A 26,252-nucleotide genomic window follows, 5' to 3' on the forward strand; every position below is an offset into this window, starting at 1 on the left:
GCGTCCAAAATTTAGGACGCCTGAACTTGTACGCTCACATTAATACAGTTTTTGCAATGCTTCTTTATTAAAGGCCAACAGATCGTCCGCTCTACCCTCATGGACTTTCTTCACCCATTCAGGATCCATCAATAACGAACGGCCAATAGCCACAAGGTCGAACTCCTCACGATCCAGTTTCTCCACTAAACCGTCAAGACTTGTTGTACCAGCACCTGAGAAGTCTGTGAAGACACCATCAAGACCGACAGAACCAACGGAAATTACGGGCTTACCGGAGAGCTTCTTCGTCCAGCCGGCAAGGTTTAATTCGGAACCTTCAAATTCAGGCTCCCAGAACCTGCGTGTCGAGCAGTGGAACAAATCCACGCCTGCTTCTACAAGTGGCTGCAAGAAACGTTCCAGCTCATCAGGTGTGTGAACCAATTTCGCCTGGAAGTCATTCATCTTCCATTGGGAGAAACGGAAAATGATCGGAAAATCTTCTCCGACCTCACGACGGCATTCTTCAACGATCTCTACGGCAAACTGCGTGCGCTCGACGAAATCGCCGCCATAACGGTCGGTACGCTTATTGGTGTTTTCCCAGAAGAACTGGTCGATCAAGTACCCATGAGCCCCGTGAATTTCAATCGCATCAAAGCCAAGGCGCTTCGCATCGGCAGCTGCTTTGGCATAGGATTCCACCAATGCCTCTACTTCTTCTGTGGTTAATGGCTCGGTCACTTGCTCCCCATCCAGGCTCAGACCTGATGGACCTACAGGCATGGCCTCTTCATTCGGAAGGTCGCCTTTGCTGCGAGTCATTCCTACGTGCCACAGCTGCGGAGCAATCTTACCGCCGGCCTCATGTACTTGTTTCACCACATCGGCCCAGCCATCCAGCGCCTTTTCTCCGTGAAACACAGGAATATTCGCACCAGAGACAGAAGCGGGATGGTCAATTCCTGTCCCTTCTGTAATAATCAACCCGACTTCATTTTCGGCACGTCTGCGGTAATACGCAGCCACTTCCTCATTAGGAATGTTGCCGGGAGAAAATCCACGTGTCATCGGGGCCATCACGGTCCGGTTCGGAAGATTTAATTTATCACTCGTAAATGTTTCGAATAAAGGTTTTGTTGTTGTTTGGTTTGTCATTGATCTGCCTCCTTTTGTAACGGTATTTTTCATTATTACAGATAAAAAATAAGAACGAAAGCAATCTGTTTCTACCCGGCACATCCATTCCTGAACAAGAGCGGCGGTAAAAGAGAAGTCCTCCCTTGATTACAAGGTTGGTATTCATCGGCCCTGTACCCATGGACGATGACCATACTTTTGATTTCAAGTAAATACAAAAAGGAACCTCCGCATCGGAAGTTCCTTTTTCACTGTCCATCGATATCAATGGAATAAACCGGATTCTCTTGACTTTTTCATTAATTTTCTTGATTTATCATGCAGTGGTCCCTTTAAGAAAATCCCAATGGCAAGGAATAGGCCGGCAAACGCAGATAAGCGGATCACGTCTGTTTTAACGCGTGCCTCAACAATGCCTCCAACCGCTTCCCTCAATAAGTCGACCGCGTAGGAGAACGGCAGGAATGGATGAATGTTCTGGAAGAATTCCGGAAGTAAAGCGACCGGATACGTTCCCCCTGAACCGGCAATCTGCAGGACAAGAAAGACAATCGCCCCTGCTTTCCCGACATCCCCAAGAACGGATACAAGCGTAAACACAATCGTCATGAAAACAAAACTAATCCCAAGGCCAAACAGCACAAAATAAAGGGATTCGGCAATACCAATCTTTAATAAAAACAGATTACCTAAAGTAACAACCAAGGTCTGCAGGAAACCAATACTTACAAAAGTCGCCAGTTTACCGAGATACTGTTCGTAGGATCGGTACTCCGACGTATGGACGGGTTCCGTTGATAAAAGGGATACAAGTAGAAGGGCTCCTACCCATAGCGCAAGCACCGTGTAAAACGGCGTCATCCCTGTTCCGTAATTTTCAATCGGAAACAGTGTATTTTTACTTAGACTCACCGGCTCCTCAAAAAAGCTTTGCTCTGCTTCAGGATCATTTTTCAAAAGCTCAATGATTTCATTTATATCTGTTTCTCCCTGGATATCCCGAATTCGGTCAGCCATCTGATTGACTTTCTCGTTCACATACGGATATTCATTTAACATATATTCAAGAATATCCTGCCCTTCCGCCAGATTGCTTTCTGTACTTCCGAGGATCTGCGAGATCTGTGGAATCGTAGATTGAGCTTCCGTCAGAATACTTCGGGCATCAGCAAGCGTCTGCTGAGCCTGATTGATTTCTTCGAGGACTCTTGGCTCAATATTTTCATTGTACTCTGTCAGAAAAGCATCGATTCGATCAGATGTTTCGCCGGATTTCTCTTCCAGCGTCGTCAGTGTTTGATCAATCTCTGTCTGACTATCCTTGAGTTGTTCTTCAAGCTGGCCGGCATCATTCTGAACATTCTGCAACCCTTCACGAATGCGCTCGACCTCTTCTAACGCTTGATTCACCGTTTCCTGGGACACTTGAGAACCAGCCTGCTGATTCTCTTCCCCGTTTTCAGGACTCTCTTCACCATTCTGTTCTTCCTGCTGTTGCTGCTGCTCCTGAATCTGCTTCAACAAGTTTTCCACTGTATTCAACTGCTCCAGCGCCTCATTCGTCCGTTGGTTAATTCCATCTTTCAATTGCGTGACGCCTTCTAAATCAAGGTCCACAGATTGAACATCAGTAATGAAGCTGTTGACATCTTCTGCCGTCTGCTGAGCTTTTTTCAAGTCAGCTTCCACTTGAGGCGCAACCTCATTCAACCGCTGTTCTGCGTCATTTAAGAAGCTTGTGGTCTCATCAATGGTGCCAAGACTTTCGCGGGTCACTTGATCTGCCCGGGGGAGAAGTCCCTGCACATCGTTAATGATGGAAGCCGCATTTTCTGAATCATCATAAGCTCCGGAAATCAGATCATAAATTTCCGGGAGATTTTCCTCAAGCTTAAAGACATATTCTTCAAAACGTTTGATATCAGGGAGATCTTTTTCAAGTTCCAGACCAAGGTCGTTAAACAATTCTGCGACTGTGCCATTCACTTCTGAAACAAACGCATTGGTAATCTGATCCACGATCACGCTGGCACCCTTTTCTGTGATCTTAGGTGCAATAGCATTGATTTTTTCATTGACATAGTACTCTACTTTGGATTTTTCCGGCTGATCACTGACCACTGTCCCAAGTTTCTCGGAAAAGGTATCCGGGATGACGATGACGGCGTAATAATCCCCGTATTCGACTTTATCCATAGCCGTTTCCCGATCGGTAAACTGCCAGTCAAAGCTGTCATTATCTTTTAATTCTTCTACTAAATCTTTCCCTACATCAATTTCCGTATCTCTGACGGTTGCCCCTTCATCCTCATTGACGACCGCAACAGGCAGCTGATCGGTCTGACTATAGGGATCCCATGAAGCCTTAATATTAAACCAGGCATATAAGGAAGGCAGAACAATCAATCCGCCAATCAAAATCATAGCCACCCAGTTTGTTGAAATACTCTTCCAATCTCTTGCGAAAATTTTCCATATCTGTTTCATACATGTTGCTCCTGTAAATAAAATAATCAGGGCTGATGCATGAAACGGTTGATCATGATCCTCCTTAGGGGCTACCCTGAGAGAATTTCATGATATCCTCCCGTTCATGCATCAACCAGGAAATGAAATCTATTAAGAACCGGCCCAGACATCTTTCGCCAGACGGCCAGACTGTTCTAATTCTTCTAACCACGAAACAGCTTCCTGCTCACTAACTTCATTGAGATCACGGTAACACTCCACCAGTGTATGCGTGACTTCAGGAGCCATTTTGCTGCCATCCCCACAAATATAGAGACGGCCTCCCTGATCTAATAGAGAAAGGATCGCTTCCGCATTTTTCTTCATCACATGCTGAACGTAAACCTTTTCTCCATCCGTTTGTCTTGAAAAAGCAGTATGCAGGTCGATCAATCCGAGGCGTTCTGCTTCTTTCAATTCTTCCTCGTACAAAAAGTCCTGTTCCGGATGACGGCATCCGAAATAGAGGTGCGCTTCGCCGAGCGTCACTCCATCCTGATGCATCGCCTTACGAGCCTGGATGAAGCCTCGGAAGGGAGCGATTCCAGTTCCCGGACCAACAAGAATCATCGGTGTTTCAGGGTCTTCCGGCAGTTGGAAGTCTGATTGAGGGGTACGGACGAAACAGGCGATTTTATCTCCGGCTTCCCGTGATGCCAAATAGTTCGAAGCCACGCCTTTATACTGGCCTGTCCCGCTCCAGGCCTCTCCCCTGACAACACTGACCGTGACACTCGGTTGATGAGCCTCAACTCGAGGGGAACTGGAAATCGAATAATAACGCACTTTCAAAGCTGGAAGCAGGGAAATGAATTGCTCAAATTCCATCTCACAGGATGGATAGGCTTCTAACAGCTCGAGCATCGTTTGACGTTTCTTCAGAATCTCGGTCTTATAGGTTTCATCCTCAACGAGCTGCTCAAGTTCGATTTTGTGAGGCGGACAAGGGTTGCTCGCTGCAAGCGCACGGATCTGCGTCCTTGATGCAGGCTCCTGTAATTCCACGTAGGACGACAACAACTGCAGAAGTTGAACGGGTTGTCCTGTAGGCAGATGGGAGGCGCGGCTTGTGCCTTCGCTCAAGATCACATGCTCTTCTCCTTTGAGTCCGAACCGGTCGAGCACACGGTTTACCATGGCCGGCGTATTTTCCGGTACGACACCCAAGTGATCCCCTTCCTGGAAAGTCATCCCTGCAGGAAGTTCCACCTCCACGTGACGGGTGCTGCGTTCGGCATCCTTCAACAGTTCATCGTTTTCAAGGACAACGGCAGTGAAGGCATCATAGGTGCGCGCCACAGGTGTGTAGCTCGTTCCACTGACGAATTCCATGGAAACAGGACTCGAGGCATCCTGTCCTTCTTCCAAGTCCAGGCTGAAATGATCAGCTAAGGCCGGCCAAAGCTTCTCTTCCCATTTTTCCAGATCGCCATCAAAATCTTCGTTGGCATCTCCTTCTCCCCGCTCAAGCAGACGGAAGGCTCCTTTCGCATCGAGCTCATCATCGATCGTTGAAGGAACCCGTTGATACGTGCTCGCCCAATTCCGGTCTCCGCATCCGAAAACGGCGTAGGTTACCCCATCGAGGTCTGCTTCCTCAGTTGAAGTCAGCCACTGGACAAACGAAGTCGCATTGTCTGGCGGGTGGCCGTTATAGGAAGCGGAAACGATCAATGTCGCTCCTTCTTTCGGAAGATTTCCTGTCCATTCATCAAGCGGAGCCGTCGTTACAGCAAACCCTTGATGACGGGCCGTTTCCGCAAGCTCGCGGGCCACGCCTTCGGCGGTTCCCATATTCGATCCGAACAGGACAAGGAATGGCGTACCATGAGACTCACGTGCAGGCATGTCTTTGGTTTCACTCTTTTCATCCGCCTCTGGTGTTTGGAATCCGGTGAATGCTCTTCTGGATTTCACTTTCATCGTTAGACCATCCGGTTTGAACGTCAACGTTTCTTTGATGTCCAATTGATAATCCGTATGATCTTCAAGATCGAAGTGCTGTAAAATCATGCCGAGAACGAGAGTCGCTTCATGAAGGGCGAACTGCTGCCCGATACACGCACGCTGACCATTACCAAAAGGCTTGTACGCATGATGAGGAATGCTTGCTGGATCTTCAAATCGTTCCGGGTTGAATTCCTCAGCATCCTCTCCCCAAACCGTGGTATCACGATGAAGCTCCGGAATGAGCAGTGTGAACGTGTCTCCTTCTTGCACCTCATATTCGCCATCAAGGGTTGTCTTATCTTTGGCATACACAGAAAATGCAGGAGCAGTCGGCCATAGACGTAACGCTTCATTCAAAATCATCCGTACATATTTCAGCTGTTTCACCTGTTTAAAGGAAGGGGTATCATCACCCAGCACTTCATCTACTTCCTGATAGGCTTTTTGTAACTTGTCCGGATGTTTCAATAGATAATACATGGCAAAAGAAAGCAGTCCGCTCGTCGTTTCGTGTCCAGCGATGAGGAAGGTGATGATTTGGAAGCGGATATTCTTATCATCCAGGGCTTCGCCTGTTTCAGGGTCTTTCCCTTTCAGCATGTGCCCAAGCAGATCGTCCTCCCCCTGATCTCCTGCCTGTTTTCGTTCTTCGATGAGTTGATCGACAAGATTGAACATGTAATCGATATCTTCTCTGAACTGTCGCTTGGATCGGACCATCAGCTTATCCTGAATGCCCAGGCGCTGCGTCTGGCTCATGGATTCATCCAGGGCACGCACCATTTTTTCAATGAAAGGATGCGCATCTTCCCGATAGAAACTGTTGAACCGATAATTGAATCCACACAACCCGATCGTATCAAGCGTTAGACGGGTCATATCATCGGGAACGTCCACTTCTTCATTGGGATTGAGTCTCGCCCACTTTTGAACCAGCTGTGAAGCGAGGTCGATCATTTTGTCATGGTAACCTTTCATCGCCTGCTGACTGAAACTCGGCAGCAGAATATTATGAGCTTTCTTCCAATTCGGCTCATCTGTTCCACTTGTAAACAAACCGTCTCCGCCAAAAGCACGCACCTTTTGGAGAGCAGGGCCTACCTTTTTATCAAAACGGGTCTCGTCACAGATCTCAGTAGCAAAACGGGCACTTGAAATAAACGTACTGGTCCGTCCCGGAAATTGGATTTGAAAGATCGGGCCGAGTTCACGGGCATGCTTCATGAACGACTGTACGGGTTTTTCCTTATCAATACTCGGCAAATTTCCGAGCGGTCCATAAGACTTAGGTTGTGGAAGATTTTCTGTATGATTCATAGTTACCCACCTCTTTGATCATAATTGTAGTTACCGGAATGAATATTCATTCCGTTTATTGTAAAGGAGACACTGTCTCCTTACTCATGATGACGCACAGCATCCCAGCAACTTTCTTCGACACCGGCTAACAATTGATCCGTCGCTTCGATCTCACCTGCACGAATCAATTTGAACAGCTCAAGAAACCCGCCGAAGATGATAGCAATCAACGCTTTTGACGGCAAATCCCTTATGATTTCCTTTTCTTTTCCCTCATCAAGGAATTCCTGAAGAATCATTAACAAATGGTTGAATTGGTTCTTGCTTGTTTCATCAAGAAAGTAGGCCGCGTTATGAGTTTTAATGAAATAAAGCGCATGCTCATGCTCATTTGTAAAGCGCACCATCCCTTGAAACAAATGATGAAATTGATCACGGATTCCTGCATCCCTGGGATACCCTTCTTCAAGGGTCTTTGTGAACAAGCCTGTGTAATATTGAAACAATGTATTGACTAGAACTTCTTTGTTCTCAAAATAGCGGTAGATTGTACCCGCCCCTACTTTAGCATCGCTCGCAATCATCGGAATCGTCGTTGCATCGAAACCGCGTTCGGCGAATAGTGACAGCGCACTATGGAAGATATGATCTCTTTTATTTGTGGATGTCGGCATATAAACATCCTCCCTCCTATGCGGAATGAACATTCATTCCTATCTATTCTAGTATATATTATCTTACCCTTCAATCAATCGAATGACTCATCATTTAAATTTTTAGCATTCCTTTCCTTCATAACTTATAAAAACGGTGCCAGCCCCCCTCTTTACTGTTGTAAAAGAGCTTAGCGCTGACACCACTTTTGAATGATCATTAGATTTGGGCATGCTGTTTTTTCGTCGTCAATGTGAAAAAGATCACCGCACCAATCGAAGCGGTCGTAAACAGGATCGCCCCCATCGGTACAGCTGTCGTCTCATCAAGGCCGACAAGGGGGGAAACGGTCGCGCCAAATAACAAGGGAAGCATCCCGAGCACCGCACTGGCACTCCCGGCCCGGTGCCCCTGATGTTCCATCGCCAACGTGAACGTACTTGTCAGTACCATCCCCATCGCCGTCATGTAGATGAAAATCGGTATGACAATCGAATACAACGGTCCTTCAATGATGGTCATCGCCAAAAGAAAACCGGTGGCACTGACGGCAACAATGACAGCGGTCCGGAGCAGACTTCTTTCATGGAAAATCCCACCGAGGCGGCCGACTAAAAAGCTTCCGGTAATGATTGCGAGTCCGTTAATCCCGAACAGGACACTAAAGGCCTGAGGGGATACGTCGTAGATACCCTGGTAAACGAACGGCGTTCCGGATACATAAGCGAAACTCCCGCCATGGACAAAACCGATCGTCAGCGCGTAGCCGATGAACGAGCGGTCTTTCAACAGGCGTCCGATCGTCAGGATCGATTCTTTCACAGAACTCGGGATTCGTTTTTCTACCGGAAGGGTTTCCGGTAATTTTCCCGCGACAGTCAGAACAATCGCAATACCTACGATACTTAAAAAGAAAAAGATCGTCTCCCAGGTGGCGAATGGTAAAAGTAAAATGGCTCCCCCTGTCATCGGTGCGATCATCGGAGCCGTCGCATTGATCACCATGAGTAAGGCGAAGAATTTCGTCAACTCTCTCCCTGAAAATACGTCACGCACGACAGCTCTGGATAGGACGACGCCGGCAGAAGCTGTGAACCCCTGGATGAAACGGGCGATCACGAGCACCAGGATATTCGGCGCAAGCGCACAAAGGAAGGATGCCAGTGCGAAGAGAGAAAGGAAAACGATGAGCGGTTTCTTCCTCCCCTGCGAATCACTGACGGGACCCACGACAATTTGACCGACGGCAAGTCCGATCAAACAGGTCGTCAAACTGAGCTGAACAAGAGAGGCACTCGTCTCTAAGTCGGAGGCGATCCCCGGGAAGCTCGGCAGATACATATCAATGTTCAATGGCCCTAGAATCCCGAGCATGCCAAGTAGAAACGCAAGCCCTAATCTCTCTTTACCTTTTGGATTATGTAACATATGAAACACCTTCTTCTATTCAATCTAAAATTATAACTCCTTGAATCATGTCCCCAAGTTCTTCAAGCTGTTAAACATTGATTTTATCTTCATTTCTCACGGAAGTCTATGCATAAGCAAAGAAAAACCGTCCCATAAAATATTTATGGAACGGTAGGTCGTTCAGCCGCGTTCTTGATAATACTCTTTAACAAGCTCCCCCATCACCTTATTGGTGCGAAGCGCTGTTTTTCCGGTGCTTGGGCACGTCCCTTTTCCAAGCAGCTCATCCACGATCGTCTGGATATGGTGCTGTTGAATATGTTTCGGGCGCTCGATATAAAAAGACTCCTCCCCTTTATCGGTGACCAGGACCACCGGTTTGTCATCGAAGGTGGAAAACTGGATCTCTCCTTTTGTTCCGACGATACGGTTATCATCCTCATTTTTATAAGAAGAGAAATTCCATACGCCTGTTCCAACCGCTCCGCTTTCAAATTGCCATACACCACTGACGGTGTCTTCGGCGGGATAGGAATCAGCAAGGTTGAGCCCAAATCCTCTCACATCTTTCAAAGGTCCAAGCAGATAATCGAAGAGATCCAACGTATGGGAACCAACGTCGTAAAATAATCCGGCGCCACTCTTTTCAGGAATGACTCTCCACGGCCAATCTCCATTCTCATCCTTCGCAACGATCTGCTGGGTCTGCTGCATAGACGCGAAGCGTACCTCCCCAATTGCGCCTTCATCAATCAGTTCTTTCACTTTCAAAAATCTCGGCAGTGACCTCCGATAATAGGCTACAAATAAAGGTACACCATGCTCTTCACATGCACGAACCATTTCTTCACATTCTTCCAAACTGTTGGCCATCGGTTTTTCCACGTAGACGGGCTTGCCGGCTTTGGCTGCCATGATGGTGTACTCCTTATGAGAAGAAGGTGGTGTCGCAATATATACTGCGTCCACTTCGTCATCATGGATTAAATCTTCCGCCTGGTCATACCATTGAGGCACGCCGTGACGTTCCGCGTAGTCTTTCGCCTTCTCGCCATTCCTTCTCATCACCGCTTGAAGGGAACTTTGTTCAATCAGTTGAAATGCAGGACCACTCTTCACTTCTGTGACGTCCCCGCATCCTACAATTCCCCATTTGATCGTTTTCACTGAAATTCCTCCCCGTCCTTCTTTTCTTAGAAGTCGATGTCTGACCCCTCGTCTGTTCCCACTTTAGCATAGGAAACGGCCTGTACCAAAAAATAGAAGTAGCATTCCGACTCATTCCGGGTGGGATATAAAAATAGAAAAAAACGACGACGAGAACTACCTTTTCCAATCCTCCTCTTTCGATTTTTTTCGACATTTTACATAAAAAGCGTTTTCAAAATAGAAAAGTTGTACTACACTACTTGTATACAAGTATACAGAGTTGAACAAAACGAGGTGAATACATGAAGGATTCTAATGAATTTTTGTATCCGTCCCAATGGTTATCGAAAGCATCCGCCGGGGAACGTGTCGCCTGCGAGCTCCGCATGCGGATTATCTCGGGCACGGTTGAAAGCGGTTCAATCCTGTCCGAGAATCAGCTGGCTTCCGAATTCTCCGTCAGCCGCTCTCCTGTGCGGGATGCATTGAAAGCCCTTGCTTCGGAAAATCTCATCCGATTGGAAAGGATGGGCGCACGGGTTCTCGATATCACGGAAAAAGAAATCCAGGAAATGTACGATGTCCGGTTGCTCATTGAGAGTTTCGTATTTGAACGGCTCGTCCATATGGAGACAGAAGAACTGGTCAAAGATCTCAGCAAGATTTTTGAAATGATGAAAATAGCGATCCAATATAAGGATGCCGATGAATTTTCCAAACAGGACCTGGAGTTTCACGATACGATTATCCGTTCGATCGGTCATTCTCATATACAAATGATTTGGAACAACTTGAAGCCAACACTCGAAAGCCTCGTCCTCCTTTCTATGCGGTACAGGTTTGAAGAGATGTATGAGGACTTTGAACGAATCATAGAGAACCACGAATTATATATTGAAGCGATCCATAAGAAGGACCGCGAACTTATGGTCCAATCCCTGCACAAGAATTTCGATGATGTCGCCAAAGGGCGCGTCGAAGAATTATGGATGGCACAGGAAACCTTCACTAAAGGAGTCGAAAAAGAAGATGACTAACTTCATGCTCGGTATCGACATCGGTACCACAAGTACAAAAGCCGTATTATTCAGTGAAAAAGGCGAGGTCATTCAAAAGGAAAGCCAGGGGTATCCCCTGCATACTCCGGATATCTCAACAGCCGAGCAGGATCCGGATGAAATTTTCCAGGCGGTTGTCACAGTCATGACCGCGATTATGGCTGATCATAAAGACAAGAATATATCGTTCGTGTCATTCAGTAGTGCGATGCACAGTCTGATTGCCGTAGACAAAGACGGCCATCCCCTGACCTCCTGTATCACCTGGGCAGATAACAGAAGTGAAGCATGGACACAAAAAATCAAAGACGAATGGAACGGTCATGAGATTTACAGACGTACAGGGACACCAATCCATCCCATGTCTCCGTTGAGTAAAGTCACATGGATGGTCCAGGAGCATCCTGAAATCGATTCCATCACAAGCAAGTATATTGGGATCAAAGAATACATTTTCCATAAATTCTTTAATGACTATGTTCTTGATCATTCGCTTGCTTCCGCTACTGGAATGATGAACCTGGAGAAATTGGACTGGGATGAGGAAGCGCTTCAAGTCGCAGGGATCTCCCGTGATAAATTATCAAGGCTTGTGCCCACAACGGAAGCGTTTACTTCCTGCAACCGCTCCCTGGCAGCGAAAATCGGCATAGACCCGGAAACTCCTTTCATTATCGGTGCGAGCGATGGTGTTTTATCGAACCTCGGTGTAAACGCTATCGGTAAAGGAGAAGTCGCGGTCACCATTGGGACAAGCGGAGCGATCCGAACGATTATCGATCAGCCCAAGACCGATGAAAAAGGAAGAATCTTTTGTTACGCCCTGACCGAAGATCAATGGGTCATCGGCGGTCCTGTCAACAATGGCGGGATGATCCTGCGCTGGATCAGAGACGAATTCGCGGCAGCAGAAATTGAAACAGCGAAGCGCCTCGGCATAGACCCTTATGAAGTCCTGACAAAAATTGCTGATGGTGTGCGACCTGGGGCAGAAGGGTTGATTTTCCACCCTTATTTAGCCGGTGAACGGGCACCGCTTTGGAATCCGGATGTCCGGGGATCATTCTTTGGACTGACGATGTCTCATAAAAAAGAGCACATGATCCGTGCGGCCCTGGAAGGAATCATTTACAACTTGTATACCGTCTATCTCGCCCTTGTGGAATGTATGGACACACCAGTAACCCGCATCCAGGCGACAGGAGGTTTCGCCCGTTCAGACGTATGGCGTCAGATGATGGCTGATATCTTCGAATCAGAAGTAGCTGTGCCGGAAAGCTATGAAAGCTCTTGTCTCGGGGCTTGTATTCTAGGACTCTATGCCACAGGAAAAGTAGAGTCGTTTGAAGTAGCTTCCGAGATGATCGGAAGTACCCATCAACACACACCAGTAGAGGAAGCCTCTCACGAATACCGTCAATTGCTGCCGATCTTCATCGATTTATCCAGAAGACTGAGCAGTGATTATACAAGGATTGCCGAATACCAAAGACGTTTAATTCACAAGTAAAACACACAACATGGAGGGATCATCATGCCATTAGTAATGGTTGCTATAGGAATCGTCGCCCTGCTGATCTTGATTATGGGGCTGAAACTGAATACCTTTGTTTCTTTGATTATTGTTTCATTTGGAGTAGCGATCCTGCTCGGAATGCCGCTTGAAGAGATTGTTGGAACGATTGAAACCGGATTAGGCGGGACGCTTGGACACCTGGCCCTGATTTTCGGACTTGGAGCGATGCTCGGTAAGCTGATTACCGATGCCGGCGGTGCGCAGCGTATTGCCATGACATTCGTCAACAAATTCGGTGAGAAGAACATTCAATGGGCGGTCGTTTCCGCTTCTTTCGTCATCGGAATTGCGTTGTTCTTTGAAGTAGGACTCGTCCTTCTTATCCCGATCGTTTTTGCGATTTCAAGAGAATTGAAGGTTTCTATTCTTTATTTAGGAATTCCAATGGCGGCTGCTTTGTCTGTCACCCACGGCTTCCTGCCACCACACCCGGGGCCAACGGTCATTGCCGGTGAGTATGGCGCGGATCTCGGAGAAGTACTGCTTTACGGAATCATTATTTCCATCCCGATCGTTATCGTTGCGGGGCCGATTTTCACGAAAATGGCTCAAAAACTTGTACCTGATTCGTTCACAAAACAGGGGGATATCACTTCCTTAGGCGAACAAAAGAATTTCGACCTTGAAGATACACCAAAATTCGGCATCAGTGTTTTCACAGCGATGCTTCCGGTTATTCTCATCGCTATTTCCACGATCATTACCTTGATTCAGGAAATGGCCGGCTTTGAAACAAACCTGTTCTTATCCATTATCAATCTTATCGGTAACGCCTCCACGGCTATGGTCATTTCCCTGCTTGTAGCGATGTATACCATGGGAATTGCCCGAAACATTCCAGTGAAAAATGTCATGGAATCCTGCTCGACAGCCATCTCCCAAATCGGGATGATGCTCTTGATCATCGGCGGTGGCGGTGCGTTTAAACAAGTATTGATCGACGGTGGTGTCGGCGATTACGTCGCTGAACTCTTCGAAGGGTCCACCATGTCTCCGATCGTACTCGCGTGGTTGATTGCAGCCATTCTTAGGATTTCTTTAGGCTCGGCTACGGTTGCAGCCTTGACGACTGTCGGACTAGTCATCCCACTATTAGGACAGACGGATGTCAACCTGGCGCTTATGGTACTTTCTACAGGAGCCGGCAGCTTAGTTGCCTCCCACGTCAACGATGCCGGGTTCTGGATGTTCAAAGAATACTTCGGACTTACAATGAAAGAAACATTCGCCACATGGACACTGCTTGAAACAATCATCTCTGTCCTTGGCCTTGCCTTTACTCTATTACTGAGCCTGTTTGTATAAAAGGAAATCAAAAAAGACGGTCGAGACATTCTCGACCGTCTTTTCTATTAGAATCCTCCTCCTCTCCCCTTCTACCTCTATTCTTATGATGAGGTGACGAATGAGAGGAAAGCCTTCCACCCATATTCTATTAAACAGGCTATCATACAAGCACTCTTGCTAAATTCTCATAGAGTATCTATGTAAGGGACGTCTCCTGCACACATTCTTGTGATGAAGGAGGAAACATGATGAACTTCTTAAGAAACTTAGTCGCTGTGGTTATTGCTGTTTTGTTTTTGCTGGCACTTTTGGTTGCGGTTCTACTAGGATCAAGTGAGCAACGCCAGATTGTCATCTCATGTATTAATGAGATTCTTGGAACAATCAGCTAAAACATGATTTAGCTTAGAGGGCTGTGCATACCAACATAGCCCTCTCCCTATTTTAATTAGAAAGGGGATGGACATATGAAAAGAAAAAAACAACAAGAAGAAAATGGTACAAATGATACCAATATAGACTTTGACAGCCTTCTGAAGCTTGCCTCCAATTTGACTCAACAAGAAGGGTTATTGAGCCAGTGGTCACAGACGGCAGGAACGGATGAATCCAATAACGTGGATCTATCCAATATCATTACGGATATTTCAGAAGCATGTTCTCATACATTTGCCGGACTTGAAGAAAAGTTGAACGAAGTGATTGCAGAACTGAGAAAATTGAATGAAAACCTCGATTGCCTTCAGCACACAAAGAAAAACGACAATTAAAAAGGTCTGATTAGAAAGGGCCCTCTCCCAAACAGCCGGAAGGTATATAAAAAGTCATCCATATCCCCACTAAAGAAACGCTGATCCATAAGGACCAGCGTTTCTCATTCATATGACCAGATTTTAAAATAAGTGACGAGCTCTTCACGAAGTCGATGTGGAGACATTCCCTTTCATCTCCTCCACTTCCTCACGGAGACGCTCCAATTCTTTCAATAACTCCATCACCATCTCATCGCTCTTTCGTAGTTCATTATTCAAGGCAGTGATCGCCTCTTCTTCCCAGTTGAACGGATCTCCCTGTTCAGGAGTGATCGGGATATCTTCATATACGATTCCGTCTTCTTCCTCTGTCGGCTTGAAGTAAATCGCGACTTCACAACCTCCATCTCCAAGGGCAATTCGTTTACGCAAATTCACTTTCCCATAACCCATTCTTCTGGAGGCCACTCCACCAAACACACTGGACGTCATCATACATAAGTGAGGGGCATCATGGACAGCTTCACCGAAGGGACAGGCTGTCGCCTTCACAATGACACGATCTTCATGGACTTCTGATATTTCGAAGTGGCCGCCAATTGAATTTTTCAAGTCGACAATCACACGGGCATATTGATCAGGTGTCCATTCCTGCCCTTTTTCACTATAAAAGGACTCGAGCCATTCCCCTGTCTTAATTCCTAATTGACGGATGTACTCTTCAGCTTTTGACCCGACCGTGCGGCTGTGCAAGTGAGCATATTGGGCAATTAGTTTCGACAGGAAAATCGTCCCTGAAAGATTCACAGTGTCTCTCATTGTATTCCCTTCTCTCCTATCTTATTTACTATTATTATAGAGGACTTTCAAGAAAGTTCCTACAAAAAGATAACGCTTTATAGGCTGACTGCTCAAACTTTCCACACCATTGAGGAAGGAGTGTTTGTTTTTGCCACCGTCGTGAACTGATACAATGAAAAGAGTCCTGTATGAAGGAAGTAAGAATAATAGATAAATAGGAGGAGTTCCATGTCAAAACCCATTCGAATTGGAATTATAGGAGCAGGTGGAATTGCCAGAGGGGCCCATATTCCCAGCTACCAAAGTTACGGCAGAGACGTGGAGGTCGTTTCTGTATCCAACCATAATAAAGAAAAAGCGGTGGAATGTGCCGAACAGTTCTCCATCCCCCATGCCTACGAAAATGAACAGCAGATGCTCGATGAGATGGACCTGGATGCCGTCAGTATTTGTACCCCCAACAAATTTCATGCTGCTCAAGCGATAGCCGCTCTGAAAGCGGGTTGTCATGTCCTTTGTGAAAAACCGCCGGCTATGACGGCGGAAGAAGCCGAAACCATGGCCTGGGAAGCAGAAAAAGCAGGCAGGATTCTTACCTATGGGTTCCATTTTCGTTTTCAACCAGAAGTAGAGTCACTGAAGAAATTCATTGACGGCCATGAATTAGGGGAAATTTATGCAGCCAAGACCCACTATAACCGAAGACGAGGCATTCCAGGATGGGGGGTGTTCACGGACAAAGAGCTTCAAGGCGGTGGCACGCTGATCGATAATGGCGTCCATATGCTGGACACCGCTTTATATTTAATGGGCTATCCAAAACCTAAAACCGTGTTAGGGGCGACCTATCAAAAAATCGGTCATCGACCGGGCGTGGGGCTAATGGGTGAATGGGATGATGAGAACTTTTCTGTCGAAGATATGGCTAGAGGAATGATTACCTTTGAAAATGGCTCTTCTCTTATGTTCGAATCCACATTTGCAGCGAATATAGAGGAGCTGAGCAGTAAAAAAGTGTCCATCGTTGGTGACCAGGGTGGCGCCGACCTTTTCCCATTGAAAATCTATCAGGAAAAATACGATACGCTCGTGGATACAACCCCTGCCTATGTTGAAAAACGTGATGTCCACGAATCCCTCGTACACGATTTTATCAAGTGCATTGTTCACGACAAACAACCGGTAAGTACTCCATCAGAAGGAGTGCTCATCCAACAGATCATCCAGGCTCTTTATGAATCGGCGAAGACAGGAGAAGCGGTGAATATATAGACTGACTCTTATAAAGTTAAGGGGTAGAGTCCTACGTTATGGTCCTGAGTTTTCCACCTTTGGACCAGAGATTGAAAATGAAATTCAACAAACAATCATACAGGGGGGCGAAACTTTTCATTAAAGTTTCGCCCCCTTTATTTAAGACTTATTTTCAAGATAGGTGAGGCAGTCCTTTTCCTATTCCTCCTATCACCTTAAAAGATTGTTCACAGTTTTTTCTCTAAATCATCAATCTTCTTCTCAAGGTCTTTTATGTTTTTACTATTACTCATGGCTGTCGTAAAGGCAGTAAGACCAAAAGTGAAAGACAAAGTTCCGAACACAAAAGCCATAATTACAAAAGTATCCATCATATCCCTCCAGATAAAACAATAAGTGAACACCCCAAGTTATTCATTTCAATGACTACATCTCAGGAGAGAGTTCTTTTCTCTCCAACCCTCCCTCCATTAAGAAAAAGAATCAGGCTGCCAATTTATAAAAACAATAGTTCGATCCACTTTCCTGAATCTGCCCGTTCTTAAAAGTACCATATTTTTCAATTTTTCCGTTGATAAAAAGTTTCCTCGCTGCTACACTTAGACAACATTACTAATTATTTCCATATTCAAGGATATCAAGTTTCCGGTACCTCCTTTGTTTAATGGAAAGCATCTAGGTATTCCTATAAAGATCAGCTACCCCCATAAGCGGGCAGAAAGGCAGCCGATGTCCGCTTGTCAAGTCTCAGATATTACTATCCGTCAATTAAAACAAACGTAACATGAAGTAACAAATACCATTTATGCCTTCTAAAGAACATACCTTTTAATTAGGAAATTACAAAAGATGGTTTGGCCCTTAAGCTTCCATTATCAACAAGACCCATTCAGATTTCTTAAAAAGGGATTAATCTTTGGAGTAATTTTTAGGAGGCATACAAATGATGAGATCTGTAGGTGTAAGCTTAGTTATTGTTGCCGCTATATGCTGGGGTTTTAGTGGAGGAATCGCGAATATTTTAATGAATAACGGCTGGGATCCTATTGTGATTTCTCTTTACCGAGGAGCTATTGGCTTTGTATGCTTTTTTACTTGGTTTCTTTTACGTTTTAAACAAAATTGGGCCTCCTCTCCTCATATATACATTTGGTCTTCATTAGCTGGTGTAGGTGTTGCTGGAAATTTCATTTTTTATTTTTTCACAATCCAGGCCTCAAGCGTGGCTGTTGCTTCTACTTTAATGTACACAGCACCAGTTTTCGTCCTGGTCATCTCATTCTTATTACGAATCGAGCGTCCGACCTGGTTTAAAGGGGCATGCATATTCGGTGTACTTATCGGGATTGTCATGCTCACAGGTGCCTACAATACTAAGTCGCTATCAGTGGGTTTTCTAGGGGTCGCCTCCGGGCTTGCTGCAGGACTTTCCTATGCATTATTTATCTTCGGTTTTAAAAACGCCTCTTCCATCGCAAAGCCACAGACCACGTTAACCATCGCTTTCTTCACATTTTGTCTTATCCTTTTGTTTATGGCAGACATGGATGAAGTCACTAGCGCAATGACCTCAAACGACTTCAACTTGTTTCTTTTATTGGGGATCCTGGGCGCTGGAATTTCGTTTATATTTTATGTCATTGGCATTCAGTGGACTGCTCCGACTACAGCTTCAATGGTCGCTATGGTTGAGCCGGTAACAGCTTCATTATTCGGCTTTCTCCTTATCGGGGATCACTTAACCCTTATTCAACTTCTTGGAATAGCAATCATCCTGGTTACCGTTATCGTACTTAGTGTGAAACCTTCCTCATCCTCCATAAAAAGCAAAGATAAGAGGCAAAAGAAGGCTGTGTAACCTAAGGCTCTGTTAAAGTTTAGTGTTTATATTACTAAATAAAATAGTTCAACTAAAGGCACCCGTTTATTCTTTTGTAAAACTAATGAGAAGTATGTGGATCATCGTTAAAAACAATGTTTCCTGCATATTGAACAGCATTACTTCCATCCTTACATGTAGCTTCTAAAAAGTGATACTCTTCTTCTGTCGGGAACCGAAATTCTCTATACTCATTGTTATCGATTTTGGATAAACACCCACGTTTGTTTAAAACTTGAAACCGAGGTGGTTTACAATTTATCTTTACGCCCCATCTTGTTTATTTTAGGAATAATGAAATTTATATCATTACGTGAAAACAACACCTCAGGAACCTCATTTTTTAAAATAAATTAGTGTTTCATTTTAAAACAACTTAGCTCTTATGGTGAAAAAGCGATTGTCACTATTAACCAATCGACATACAGTAAGACTTGAATTCGAGATAATATTCATCTCACTCTCTCTTCTTTAATATACACTTTTTACAACAACGAACCATAAAATGAAATCTTCCAGTTTGATCTGTTTCCGTTTGAGTATGTAATGTCTGCTCTAAACTATTATAAACGGTTTAGTTTCTAGAAATACAAATCCCCCGTATAAAGGGACACTCTTTTAAAAGACTGTCCCTTTATCAGTTATAGTTCAAGTAATCTTTAAGGGTTTTACTAAAACTAAAACTTTTGTTGGAGTGGTTTGCTGATTTACACAACGGAAGCCTATGAGGGATATGCCTCTTGCTTTAGCGAGTGCTTCTAGTAATTCAACTTCGCTCAGCATAGCGTATGACAAATTCTCATTAGAAATTTCTGATAGGTAGAAATAATACAAACCAATTACCTTTTGATCACTGAGTTTTTCATAAGGAATAATTGTTCCTCCTATTTTTCGTCTTTCTCATATAGTTTAGATTATGTTTGCACGGTTAATAAACAGAACTCTGTCGAATTCCTCAGCTTTTGATAATTGAATAAATAGAACCATTAGTAATTACTGAAAATTTATTTTTTAATTCAATTTTCTGCCTCCAACAAAAAAAAAGAAGCGATTGTCTATATTGAACAATGCCCCTTTAGGTGAAGACTCTAAACTGAGATATTATTAGATTATTTGTAATTATCCCATCTGTCTCACTAGAACGTCCAGTAAGTTCAGCTGCCTGTGTTTTGTTCGATAGTTTTCTCGACCGGTCTACAAGTCCCTGTGCCCCACCCTACTATTCCTTTAGCAAAGTGGGGACACGCACTGAGAAATCTAGATGTTGTGCTTTGAATATTTTTTCAACAACATTGTTCTTATGATTCCCCCTATACCTAACCCAACCGGTAAAAATAATATAGGAAGCCATATCGGACCAATCAGGTATCCAAAAAATGTGATCTCAGAAGAAAGCACTAGTCCTATTGTCACGAAATAAGCTGAAAATACAAGGGGCAAATAAGAAAAAGTTTTACCCCTTCCCCCGCTAGCATCCTTGTAAGCATCCCAAATAGCAAAAAAATATATGCAGGGATAAAACATAAGCCATTCATAATTTGTTTCAGCGATAGCATCCTCAATCTTAAAATGAAAACTCAAAATAATGATCTTATTAAAGTTTCCCATTACGTTAACAAGAATCTCTAAAATCATTAACACTATTCCTTTTAAATATTTTCCATTTAATAATTGTCCGAACCCAGGAAAAGCTATACTCCATAATAAAACTTCTAATTTTCTGCTTTTTTCAGAAGATCCTGTTCCCATAAATTCACCTAATTTGTTATGCCTTTTCTTCCTGCAGATTTATTTACTTATCTTTTGCAATATCCTTTCTGTTTGGAGCAAGGGGCGGCTGTTCCAACCAACTATTTCTAACCATTAAATTAAACCATTCTTTTGTAGTCATAATATTTTTAAGTATGATTTTTTCATAAGTAGTGACAAGATCTACACGCATTGCCGATGCAAGCCCTGCGCCATGGTATGATTGGGCAGATTGTAGTAAAAAACCCATATGGAACAACATTAACTTGTCTGAGAAGGGGGAATCTTTTGAAGCAGTAACCTCAGATTCCCAAGACATGGGTACAGGTAAATTATCGCCATTTAATATTTTACCTAAAGATTGAATTTGATCGTTGGACGTATTTTCCATTTTTTCTAAAAATTTTCTAACCTCTTTTGATTGGACCACTTGGCTAAATCCTATTGATAATGATTTTTCCAATATCTTTTTCTTAATATTAAGTGATAAAGCAATAATCTCAGTTGCGGCTAAAGGACGCTTTTCTCCTGAGAAGCCGTTAATAAATTTTTTATCTGTTATAAATTCAGGTGTTTTTTCAGGATAGAAGTAAGGATCTCGTTGAAAGTGCCCCTTCTCTAATAATAATTCAGTGGTTCGCTGGTACATACTCATAGCACCATTACTTAAGGATTCGTAGAAAAGTCTTAAATCTTTTCTCACAGAAGAACTGAGTGCTGTCGTATGCCCTATTAATCCGTGTAAAGTCATAATATGCAAATAGTGTAAACAGAATATGTCAGTAAACAAACGATTGGCACCATCATTAAGATCGGATTCTGAAAAACCAACAGGAATTGGGAATCCTTCGTTTTCAATAAACCGTTCTATTTCTTGCTTTTGATTACCCGAAATTTTTATTGCATCCTCAAAGATCGCTTTTATTCTCTCATCTTCTATAATGGACAGCATGTATTTATTTACGGTATCAATGGCCGTTCCATTTACATACTCTCCCCACAATGTTCCTATTTCAGAGGATGTAAGTTTTAATTGATTTTTATCCATATAATCACCTCATCCTAATGTTTCCCAAAGTATGAAAGTTTTATTTCTGTGGATAAATTTATTTTACGCAACTGAGTCTTCCATTAACCTGCATTAAACGTTAAAAGAGGACAATTCCTTTATTTCAGAATTGCCCAAAATTGTTTTATGAATTTTCTCCTCCTTTTTGCAAAATATAAATAGTAACGAACAAAAGGAGGATTTTTTGTTGAATAAAACGTCCTTTGTGGCTTGGTTTCTTATTGGGAGCACTCTGGCGTCAACGGTTTAGTATTGTGGTTATTACAATGCTCACAAAGATTATGAATTTCAATCAGAAAAATTAATGACTGTCAATTCACTAATGAATCATTTTCCCTAAAATAAGAATACTACATTTGTATCAAAAACAAAGGAGTAGATCATTATGGGTATTTTAAGTGGGAATCAACAACAGGAACCTCTTCATTACGGTGAAGTTTTCAGTCTCTGGAGCTATTTGTCAGTGGCAAAAGGGACTTCTGCAGGCTATCAAACCATGTACAATCATGCAGGTGATAAAGAATTGAAGCGCCTTCTGGAGGAACTTGTTCAAGGCATCAAACAAGAAACACAAGAAATTGAAGATATCTTAAAAGTAAATGGAGTGATCCTCCCCCCTTCCCCACCTGAAAGATCTATAGCAGACCTTGAAGACATTCCCGTAGGTGCACGAATGAACGATCCAGAGATCAGTGCAGCTATTTCGTTGAACATTGCTCAAGGCCTCGTCGCTTGCAGTCAGGCAATTGGACAATGTACTCGGGAAGATATCGCAATGTTGTTTGGTAAATTCCATATGAACAAAGTACAGGCCGGTGCCAAAGCACTTCGACTGAACAAAGAAAAAGGCTGGTTGGTTCTCCCCCCACAGCATAAGAAAAGCTAACTGACTTAAATTAATTCCATCAATGCCACAAGGGGCTCCCTTGTGGTAATATTTTATTCTATATAAGACGGGCATGGGTTTAATGGATTACCTTTTAAAAAAAGCAGCAGGAAGATGACTGCATTAAAGTCATTTTAACACCGTGATTCCATAATGAAGGAAGTCCATACCAAGAAAAAAACAGAATTTTCAAATTACATAACCCCTTGATGCAAGGGGAATATTTTAATACCAATAACACACATTATAATCTTGAGGAGGTGCGATATATGACACATTTAAAGTTATGGGCCCTGAAGTTTGTCTTCACTTTAGGTTTATTGTTTATCATTTTAGGTCTAGGGTTTGACGTCTCTTTCGGAAACGTCTTTCTCATTTCCATTGTCGTTAGTGGTCTCGGGTATTTAGGAGATGTGACGATTCTAAAGAAATCCAACAACACTATGGCCACACTGGGGGATTTTGTGCTTATCTTCGCCGTCATATACTTTATGACAGATGCACTGACGGTCGGTGACGATGTATTTGAAGCCACACTCATTTCAGCTATTTCCTTAGCGATATTCGAATACTTTTTCCATCAGTCGGTGGCAAGAAGTCTCGATCAGGAAAAGAAAGAAAATCACGAAGTCCGTTCTAATGGTCAACTCCAAACAGAGGCTTCGGAAGAACTTTTTCCTTATGAAAAAGAGGATAAAGATAAATAAACGCACGTCCAAGGGAAAACATATGACATGTTTTCCCTTGTTTTTTTCTACATATATCTAGTTCTTATCCAAACAATAAGAAGGTTACATCAAAAAATGAGGAGTGATTTCTTGTTCTATCACATCAAGGAACTTCAATATAATGCCAAACCATCCCAGGCTGATCCTGTTTATGCAAAAAAGCTGCAGGAAATTCTAGGCGGACAATACGGAGAAATGTCTGTCATGATGCAGTACCTTTTCCAAGGATGGAACTGCCGGGCTGAAAATAAATACAAAGACATGATCCTAGACATTGCGACAGAGGAAATTGCACACGTAGAAATGATTGCAACGATGATTGCCCAGCTTTTGGATGGCGCACCCGCGCACGCTCAGGAACAAGCGGCTGCGGACCCAGCTATTGAGGCTGTGCTCGGTGGAATAAACCCCCAACACGCCATTGTCAATGGACTAGGCGCACAGCCTAACGACAGTGTCGGTTTCCCTTGGACGGCCCGTTATACAGTGGCGAGTGGAAACTTACTTGCCGATTTCCGTGCAAACCTCAACGCTGAATCACAGGGAAGGCTTCAAGTATGCAGGCTGTACGAAATGACGACAGATCCTGGTGTAAGAGACATGCTCTCTTTCCTTATTGCGCGTGATACAATGCACCAGAACCAATGGATGGCAGCCATCGAAGAACTGGAGCAAACGCAGGGAGCCGTCGTACCAAGTTCATTTAACTCAGAATACGAAAAACAAGAAGTATCCTACTCGTTCTACAACTTCTCGAAAGGCACGGAAAGCCAACAAGGAAGATGGGCAAACGGCCCTGCATTGGACGGTAAAGGTTCTTTTGAATACGTCGAGGATCCTCAGCCAATGGGACAGGTCCCAGACCTCAAACCAGGTCCTCCATACATTCATGGAACTCCACCTAAAGAAGTTCGACCAGGCCAAAACCTTTCTTTATAATATAAGACAATTGAAAGATCCCTCATTCAGCGAAACAAAACTCGGTGAATGAGGGTTACATACTCTTAATCTTTATGACAAACTTATTTAAGTAACGCCCCGCAGGTTGTTACTGATGTCCTTTGCATGTAAAGAATTGTCCTTTTGTATGCATTGTTTTAGCATATTATCCAAAATATCTCGAAATCGAGTCTTCAACTATGAGTGTTTTTACTTCTCACATACAATTGAGAACATCCGGTGAGGTACTTCTAACATTTGTACTGAAAAGTTACCCTTTAATAAGTTATCTAACTCCCTATCAAATTGAGCTACCTCTTCTTTTGACAAACTCCCGCCTATTTCTGTTGATGTTCTCATACGTCCTCTCCATTCATCGTGGGTAAATTTAGTAGTGGTATCGAATGTAAAAGTTTCTATATTTGAGAAGCCAACGCCGTAAATTTCTTCAATCCATTTTGGATAAAAACCAAAATTATTATTAGCGTTACATTTAGAGTTATATTTGGAAACAATCTTCTTAGTTTCAGATACTATATTACCCCTTAGTGGAAGTTGATCATATTGAGCAACTACAAATTTCCCACACTTTTTTAGAACTCGTAGAGCTTCGCTACTTGCATGTTCCGTAGGCAGCACTTTCCAGCAGTGAACTGCAGTAATAACATCAAATTTCTTTTTATTAAAAGGTAATTTTGTAACATCACCAAGAACATAATTAATATTTAATGTTGTATTATTCTTTTTTTCTGCTTCTTCTAACAGTTCTGGTGAATTATCTATTCCCGTTACCAAGCACCCTTCACTTGCTAAATCTGTAGCCGCCAAGCCATTAGAAGTTGCAATATCTAATACTTTCTGATTTTTTAGAGCTACCCCGTATTCCTCTTGTAATTTATTATAAAACTTTTTTGGATATCCACCACGATATTTACTGAAATCTTTAGCTACGTTACCGAATAAATTCACCATTAACACTCTTCCTTCTTAAATTTTTTGTTTTTCTCTTAGATTGCTTAAACTGCTATGTTAGTTACCAAGCGACTGATACCATTGAACAATCGCCTCTATACTTTCAATCTCGATATCGAGATATTATGAAAGAGCTTTCTTATACTATGTATTTGCATCCTCCCTGCAATGCAATAAGCATTCGTGGAAGATCTAAAGTATTCCCTCGCTCCATGGTAAGTCGTGTACCATAGATTATTGATTATTTTAAACTGCCCTAGGATTTCATCAGATACTATTGGGTGGTAAATAAATTCAAAGATAAAATCTTGAACCTTTACTATTCCATGCACCCTTTGATCATCAAGCCAAATGGTATCAAAACCTTCTATTTATTATCCCTCTTTCCCCCTATGCACTACTAAAGACTTATACCAATTTAACACACTAAAAGATGGAAATAAATGAATTTTCTTTCTTTTCTAAAAGTAGTAGCTAAAAAAACCTATCCTATTAATTAAGGCCAAGCCCTTTACCTGGAATACTTGATTTAAGGCTAATCTAATACTATAAATTCTTTTCTTTCCATAAGCTTGTATGTATAGCTTTTATATAAGCCCCACCTTCTTGTTTTACAACTATAGCTTCTGAGGTACTTGTTTCTTTTAACTTGAAGTATTTAGTTCCAGCTTTGAAGATATTTGATGAATTCTTAGGTGTATCTCTTTCTTCTCGTTCTAAATGAATTGCTACCTCACCTATTTGTTTACCTACATTTTGTTTGTTCACCTTATTTGCATCATTAACTACATAATTTTCCCCTTGCCAATTAACAAAGTCATACGCCCAACTATTACTAGATTCTCCTTGTTCTGAACATCCAACCGAAAAAACAAACAGTAAGATTCCTAATATTGAAATAGTAATATATTTAATTTCTGACCCTCCTAGGTAAATATTATTTGTTTTAATAACTTGTACGTTTGAAGAAGGGCTTTGTTTCATAACTGATTATTATCTCGAAACTGAGTCTTCAAGCAACCTGCCAAAAACAATAATAAGGGGGCAATTCTTCTGTTAAAGAATTGCCCCCCCGTTAGCATTCCTGTAGAGCGTTAAATTTCAAGTTTGATAAAAAAAGAGCCCCTCGCTAAGATGATTATAGTCAGATAAACCAATTCTTAGGAGGAACTCTAATATGAAGTATAAAATGCAAGATCATCAAAATCAA

At 43.1% G+C, this 26,252-nt stretch carries 22 protein-coding genes; 10 read left to right on the forward strand and 12 right to left on the reverse strand.

Annotation, left to right across the window (positions count from 1 at the left end):
* Positions 1-39 precede the first annotated feature (39 nt).
* The 6 genes from VKA52_RS06505 to VKA52_RS06530 all read right to left on the reverse strand — a co-directional run bounded on the left by VKA52_RS06505 (position 40) and on the right by VKA52_RS06530 (position 10,110).
* The gene (locus tag VKA52_RS06505; RefSeq protein ID WP_326314653.1) at positions 40-1,140 is read right to left on the reverse strand and encodes an NADH:flavin oxidoreductase; all 1,101 of its coding nucleotides are present in this window, start codon (positions 1,138-1,140) and stop codon (positions 40-42) included.
* Between the two features lie 246 nt (positions 1,141-1,386).
* Positions 1,387-3,609, reverse strand: a complete 2,223-nt coding sequence (locus VKA52_RS06510; RefSeq protein ID WP_326314654.1) for a YhgE/Pip domain-containing protein — start codon at positions 3,607-3,609, stop codon at positions 1,387-1,389.
* A gap of 132 nt (positions 3,610-3,741) precedes the next feature.
* Positions 3,742-6,897: a bifunctional cytochrome P450/NADPH--P450 reductase gene (locus VKA52_RS06515; RefSeq protein ID WP_326314655.1), complete on the reverse strand. Its 3,156-nt coding sequence runs from the start codon at positions 6,895-6,897 to the stop codon at positions 3,742-3,744.
* An 80-nt stretch (positions 6,898-6,977) separates the two neighbouring features.
* Positions 6,978-7,553 carry a TetR/AcrR family transcriptional regulator gene (locus VKA52_RS06520; RefSeq protein ID WP_326314656.1) on the reverse strand — a complete coding sequence of 192 codons (576 nt, stop codon included), beginning with the start codon at positions 7,551-7,553 and terminating at the stop codon, positions 6,978-6,980.
* Between the two features lie 199 nt (positions 7,554-7,752).
* Positions 7,753-8,961, reverse strand: a complete 1,209-nt coding sequence (locus VKA52_RS06525) for a Bcr/CflA family efflux MFS transporter (RefSeq protein WP_160912561.1) — start codon at positions 8,959-8,961, stop codon at positions 7,753-7,755.
* A 162-nt stretch (positions 8,962-9,123) separates the two neighbouring features.
* Positions 9,124-10,110, reverse strand: a complete 987-nt coding sequence (locus tag VKA52_RS06530) for a Gfo/Idh/MocA family protein (protein ID WP_326314657.1) — start codon at positions 10,108-10,110, stop codon at positions 9,124-9,126.
* Positions 10,111-10,394: 284 nt separating this feature from the next.
* On the opposite strand from VKA52_RS06530, the gene VKA52_RS06535 reads away from it, so the two are divergent.
* The 5 genes from VKA52_RS06535 (at position 10,395) to VKA52_RS06555 (ending at position 14,783) form a co-directional block, all read left to right on the forward strand.
* Positions 10,395-11,129, forward strand: a complete 735-nt coding sequence (locus tag VKA52_RS06535; RefSeq protein WP_326314658.1) for a GntR family transcriptional regulator — start codon at positions 10,395-10,397, stop codon at positions 11,127-11,129.
* On the forward strand, positions 11,122-12,660 hold the full coding sequence (gntK, locus tag VKA52_RS06540; RefSeq protein WP_326314659.1) for a gluconokinase: 1,539 nt from the start codon (positions 11,122-11,124) through the stop codon (positions 12,658-12,660). Before VKA52_RS06535 ends, gntK begins: the two co-directional genes overlap by 8 nt.
* A gap of 24 nt (positions 12,661-12,684) precedes the next feature.
* Complete coding sequence (locus VKA52_RS06545; protein ID WP_160912554.1) at positions 12,685-14,031, forward strand: GntP family permease; 1,347 nt, start codon at positions 12,685-12,687, stop codon at positions 14,029-14,031.
* 230 nt (positions 14,032-14,261) lie between these two features.
* A complete protein-coding gene (locus tag VKA52_RS06550) occupies positions 14,262-14,405 on the forward strand; it encodes a hypothetical protein (protein ID WP_167355989.1) in 144 nt (47 codons plus the stop codon).
* Between the two features lie 75 nt (positions 14,406-14,480).
* Complete coding sequence (locus tag VKA52_RS06555; RefSeq protein WP_326314660.1) at positions 14,481-14,783, forward strand: hypothetical protein; 303 nt, start codon at positions 14,481-14,483, stop codon at positions 14,781-14,783.
* 144 nt (positions 14,784-14,927) lie between these two features.
* Here the strand turns inward: VKA52_RS06555 and VKA52_RS06560 are convergent, their stop codons facing one another.
* The gene (locus VKA52_RS06560; protein ID WP_326314661.1) at positions 14,928-15,584 is read right to left on the reverse strand and encodes a methanogen output domain 1-containing protein; all 657 of its coding nucleotides are present in this window, start codon (positions 15,582-15,584) and stop codon (positions 14,928-14,930) included.
* 210 nt (positions 15,585-15,794) lie between these two features.
* Here VKA52_RS06560 and VKA52_RS06565 point away from each other — a divergent pair, with 210 nt between their 5' ends.
* Positions 15,795-16,838 (forward strand): Gfo/Idh/MocA family protein, encoded by a 1,044-nt coding sequence (locus VKA52_RS06565; RefSeq protein WP_326314662.1) that lies wholly within the window; start codon positions 15,795-15,797, stop codon positions 16,836-16,838.
* 209 nt (positions 16,839-17,047) lie between these two features.
* Here VKA52_RS06565 and VKA52_RS06570 read toward each other — a convergent pair whose 3' ends face one another.
* Complete coding sequence (locus VKA52_RS06570; protein WP_202412404.1) at positions 17,048-17,191, reverse strand: hypothetical protein; 144 nt, start codon at positions 17,189-17,191, stop codon at positions 17,048-17,050.
* Positions 17,192-17,766: 575 nt separating this feature from the next.
* On the opposite strand from VKA52_RS06570, the gene VKA52_RS06575 reads away from it, so the two are divergent.
* Complete coding sequence (locus VKA52_RS06575) at positions 17,767-18,678, forward strand: DMT family transporter (protein ID WP_326314675.1); 912 nt, start codon at positions 17,767-17,769, stop codon at positions 18,676-18,678.
* Between the two features lie 1,278 nt (positions 18,679-19,956).
* On the opposite strand, the gene VKA52_RS06580 is transcribed toward VKA52_RS06575, so the two are convergent.
* Together VKA52_RS06580 and VKA52_RS06585 are read right to left on the reverse strand one after the other, a co-directional pair.
* Positions 19,957-20,448, reverse strand: coding sequence for a hypothetical protein (locus VKA52_RS06580; protein ID WP_326314663.1), 492 nt, complete (start codon positions 20,446-20,448; stop codon positions 19,957-19,959).
* A 43-nt stretch (positions 20,449-20,491) separates the two neighbouring features.
* The gene (locus VKA52_RS06585) at positions 20,492-21,496 is read right to left on the reverse strand and encodes a DUF3231 family protein (protein WP_326314665.1); all 1,005 of its coding nucleotides are present in this window, start codon (positions 21,494-21,496) and stop codon (positions 20,492-20,494) included.
* 406 nt (positions 21,497-21,902) lie between these two features.
* Between VKA52_RS06585 and VKA52_RS06590 the strand changes: the two genes are divergently transcribed.
* The 3 genes from VKA52_RS06590 to VKA52_RS06600 all read left to right on the forward strand — a co-directional run bounded on the left by VKA52_RS06590 (position 21,903) and on the right by VKA52_RS06600 (position 24,070).
* Complete coding sequence (locus VKA52_RS06590) at positions 21,903-22,403, forward strand: DUF3231 family protein (RefSeq protein WP_326314667.1); 501 nt, start codon at positions 21,903-21,905, stop codon at positions 22,401-22,403.
* A 269-nt stretch (positions 22,404-22,672) separates the two neighbouring features.
* On the forward strand, positions 22,673-23,110 hold the full coding sequence (locus tag VKA52_RS06595) for a YndM family protein (RefSeq protein WP_326314668.1): 438 nt from the start codon (positions 22,673-22,675) through the stop codon (positions 23,108-23,110).
* Positions 23,111-23,221: 111 nt separating this feature from the next.
* Complete coding sequence (locus tag VKA52_RS06600; RefSeq protein WP_326314669.1) at positions 23,222-24,070, forward strand: manganese catalase family protein; 849 nt, start codon at positions 23,222-23,224, stop codon at positions 24,068-24,070.
* Between the two features lie 210 nt (positions 24,071-24,280).
* On the opposite strand, the gene VKA52_RS06605 is transcribed toward VKA52_RS06600, so the two are convergent.
* Together VKA52_RS06605 and VKA52_RS06610 are read right to left on the reverse strand one after the other, a co-directional pair.
* Positions 24,281-25,042 (reverse strand): class I SAM-dependent methyltransferase, encoded by a 762-nt coding sequence (locus tag VKA52_RS06605; RefSeq protein ID WP_326314670.1) that lies wholly within the window; start codon positions 25,040-25,042, stop codon positions 24,281-24,283.
* Between the two features lie 546 nt (positions 25,043-25,588).
* Positions 25,589-26,026, reverse strand: coding sequence for a hypothetical protein (locus tag VKA52_RS06610; RefSeq protein ID WP_326314671.1), 438 nt, complete (start codon positions 26,024-26,026; stop codon positions 25,589-25,591).
* Between the last annotated feature and the right edge of the window lie 226 nt (positions 26,027-26,252).

This window comes from Halobacillus sp. HZG1, assembly GCF_035818575.1.
GTDB classification, from domain to species: domain Bacteria; phylum Bacillota; class Bacilli; order Bacillales; family Halobacillaceae; genus Halobacillus; species Halobacillus litoralis.

Bases quoted from the DNA above. Each gene is read 5' to 3' on its own strand.
- VKA52_RS06505 (WP_326314653.1), bottom strand. From the start codon at position 1,140: ATGACAAACCAAACAACAACAAAACCTTTATTCGAAACATTTACGAGT.
- VKA52_RS06510 (WP_326314654.1), bottom strand. From the start codon at position 3,609: ATGAAACAGATATGGAAAATTTTCGCAAGAGATTGGAAGAGTATTTCA.
- VKA52_RS06515 (WP_326314655.1), bottom strand. From the start codon at position 6,897: ATGAATCATACAGAAAATCTTCCACAACCTAAGTCTTATGGACCGCTC.
- VKA52_RS06520 (WP_326314656.1), bottom strand. From the start codon at position 7,553: ATGCCGACATCCACAAATAAAAGAGATCATATCTTCCATAGTGCGCTG.
- VKA52_RS06525 (WP_160912561.1), bottom strand. From the start codon at position 8,961: ATGTTACATAATCCAAAAGGTAAAGAGAGATTAGGGCTTGCGTTTCTA.
- VKA52_RS06535 (WP_326314658.1), top strand. From the start codon at position 10,395: ATGAAGGATTCTAATGAATTTTTGTATCCGTCCCAATGGTTATCGAAA.
- gntK (WP_326314659.1), top strand. From the start codon at position 11,122: ATGACTAACTTCATGCTCGGTATCGACATCGGTACCACAAGTACAAAA.
- VKA52_RS06545 (WP_160912554.1), top strand. From the start codon at position 12,685: ATGCCATTAGTAATGGTTGCTATAGGAATCGTCGCCCTGCTGATCTTG.
- VKA52_RS06550 (WP_167355989.1), top strand. From the start codon at position 14,262: ATGAACTTCTTAAGAAACTTAGTCGCTGTGGTTATTGCTGTTTTGTTT.
- VKA52_RS06555 (WP_326314660.1), top strand. From the start codon at position 14,481: ATGAAAAGAAAAAAACAACAAGAAGAAAATGGTACAAATGATACCAAT.
- VKA52_RS06560 (WP_326314661.1), bottom strand. From the start codon at position 15,584: ATGAGAGACACTGTGAATCTTTCAGGGACGATTTTCCTGTCGAAACTA.
- VKA52_RS06565 (WP_326314662.1), top strand. From the start codon at position 15,795: ATGTCAAAACCCATTCGAATTGGAATTATAGGAGCAGGTGGAATTGCC.
- VKA52_RS06570 (WP_202412404.1), bottom strand. From the start codon at position 17,191: ATGGATACTTTTGTAATTATGGCTTTTGTGTTCGGAACTTTGTCTTTC.
- VKA52_RS06575 (WP_326314675.1), top strand. From the start codon at position 17,767: ATGAGATCTGTAGGTGTAAGCTTAGTTATTGTTGCCGCTATATGCTGG.
- VKA52_RS06580 (WP_326314663.1), bottom strand. From the start codon at position 20,448: ATGGGAACAGGATCTTCTGAAAAAAGCAGAAAATTAGAAGTTTTATTA.
- VKA52_RS06585 (WP_326314665.1), bottom strand. From the start codon at position 21,496: ATGGATAAAAATCAATTAAAACTTACATCCTCTGAAATAGGAACATTG.
- VKA52_RS06590 (WP_326314667.1), top strand. From the start codon at position 21,903: ATGGGTATTTTAAGTGGGAATCAACAACAGGAACCTCTTCATTACGGT.
- VKA52_RS06595 (WP_326314668.1), top strand. From the start codon at position 22,673: ATGACACATTTAAAGTTATGGGCCCTGAAGTTTGTCTTCACTTTAGGT.
- VKA52_RS06605 (WP_326314670.1), bottom strand. From the start codon at position 25,042: ATGGTGAATTTATTCGGTAACGTAGCTAAAGATTTCAGTAAATATCGT.
- VKA52_RS06610 (WP_326314671.1), bottom strand. From the start codon at position 26,026: ATGAAACAAAGCCCTTCTTCAAACGTACAAGTTATTAAAACAAATAAT.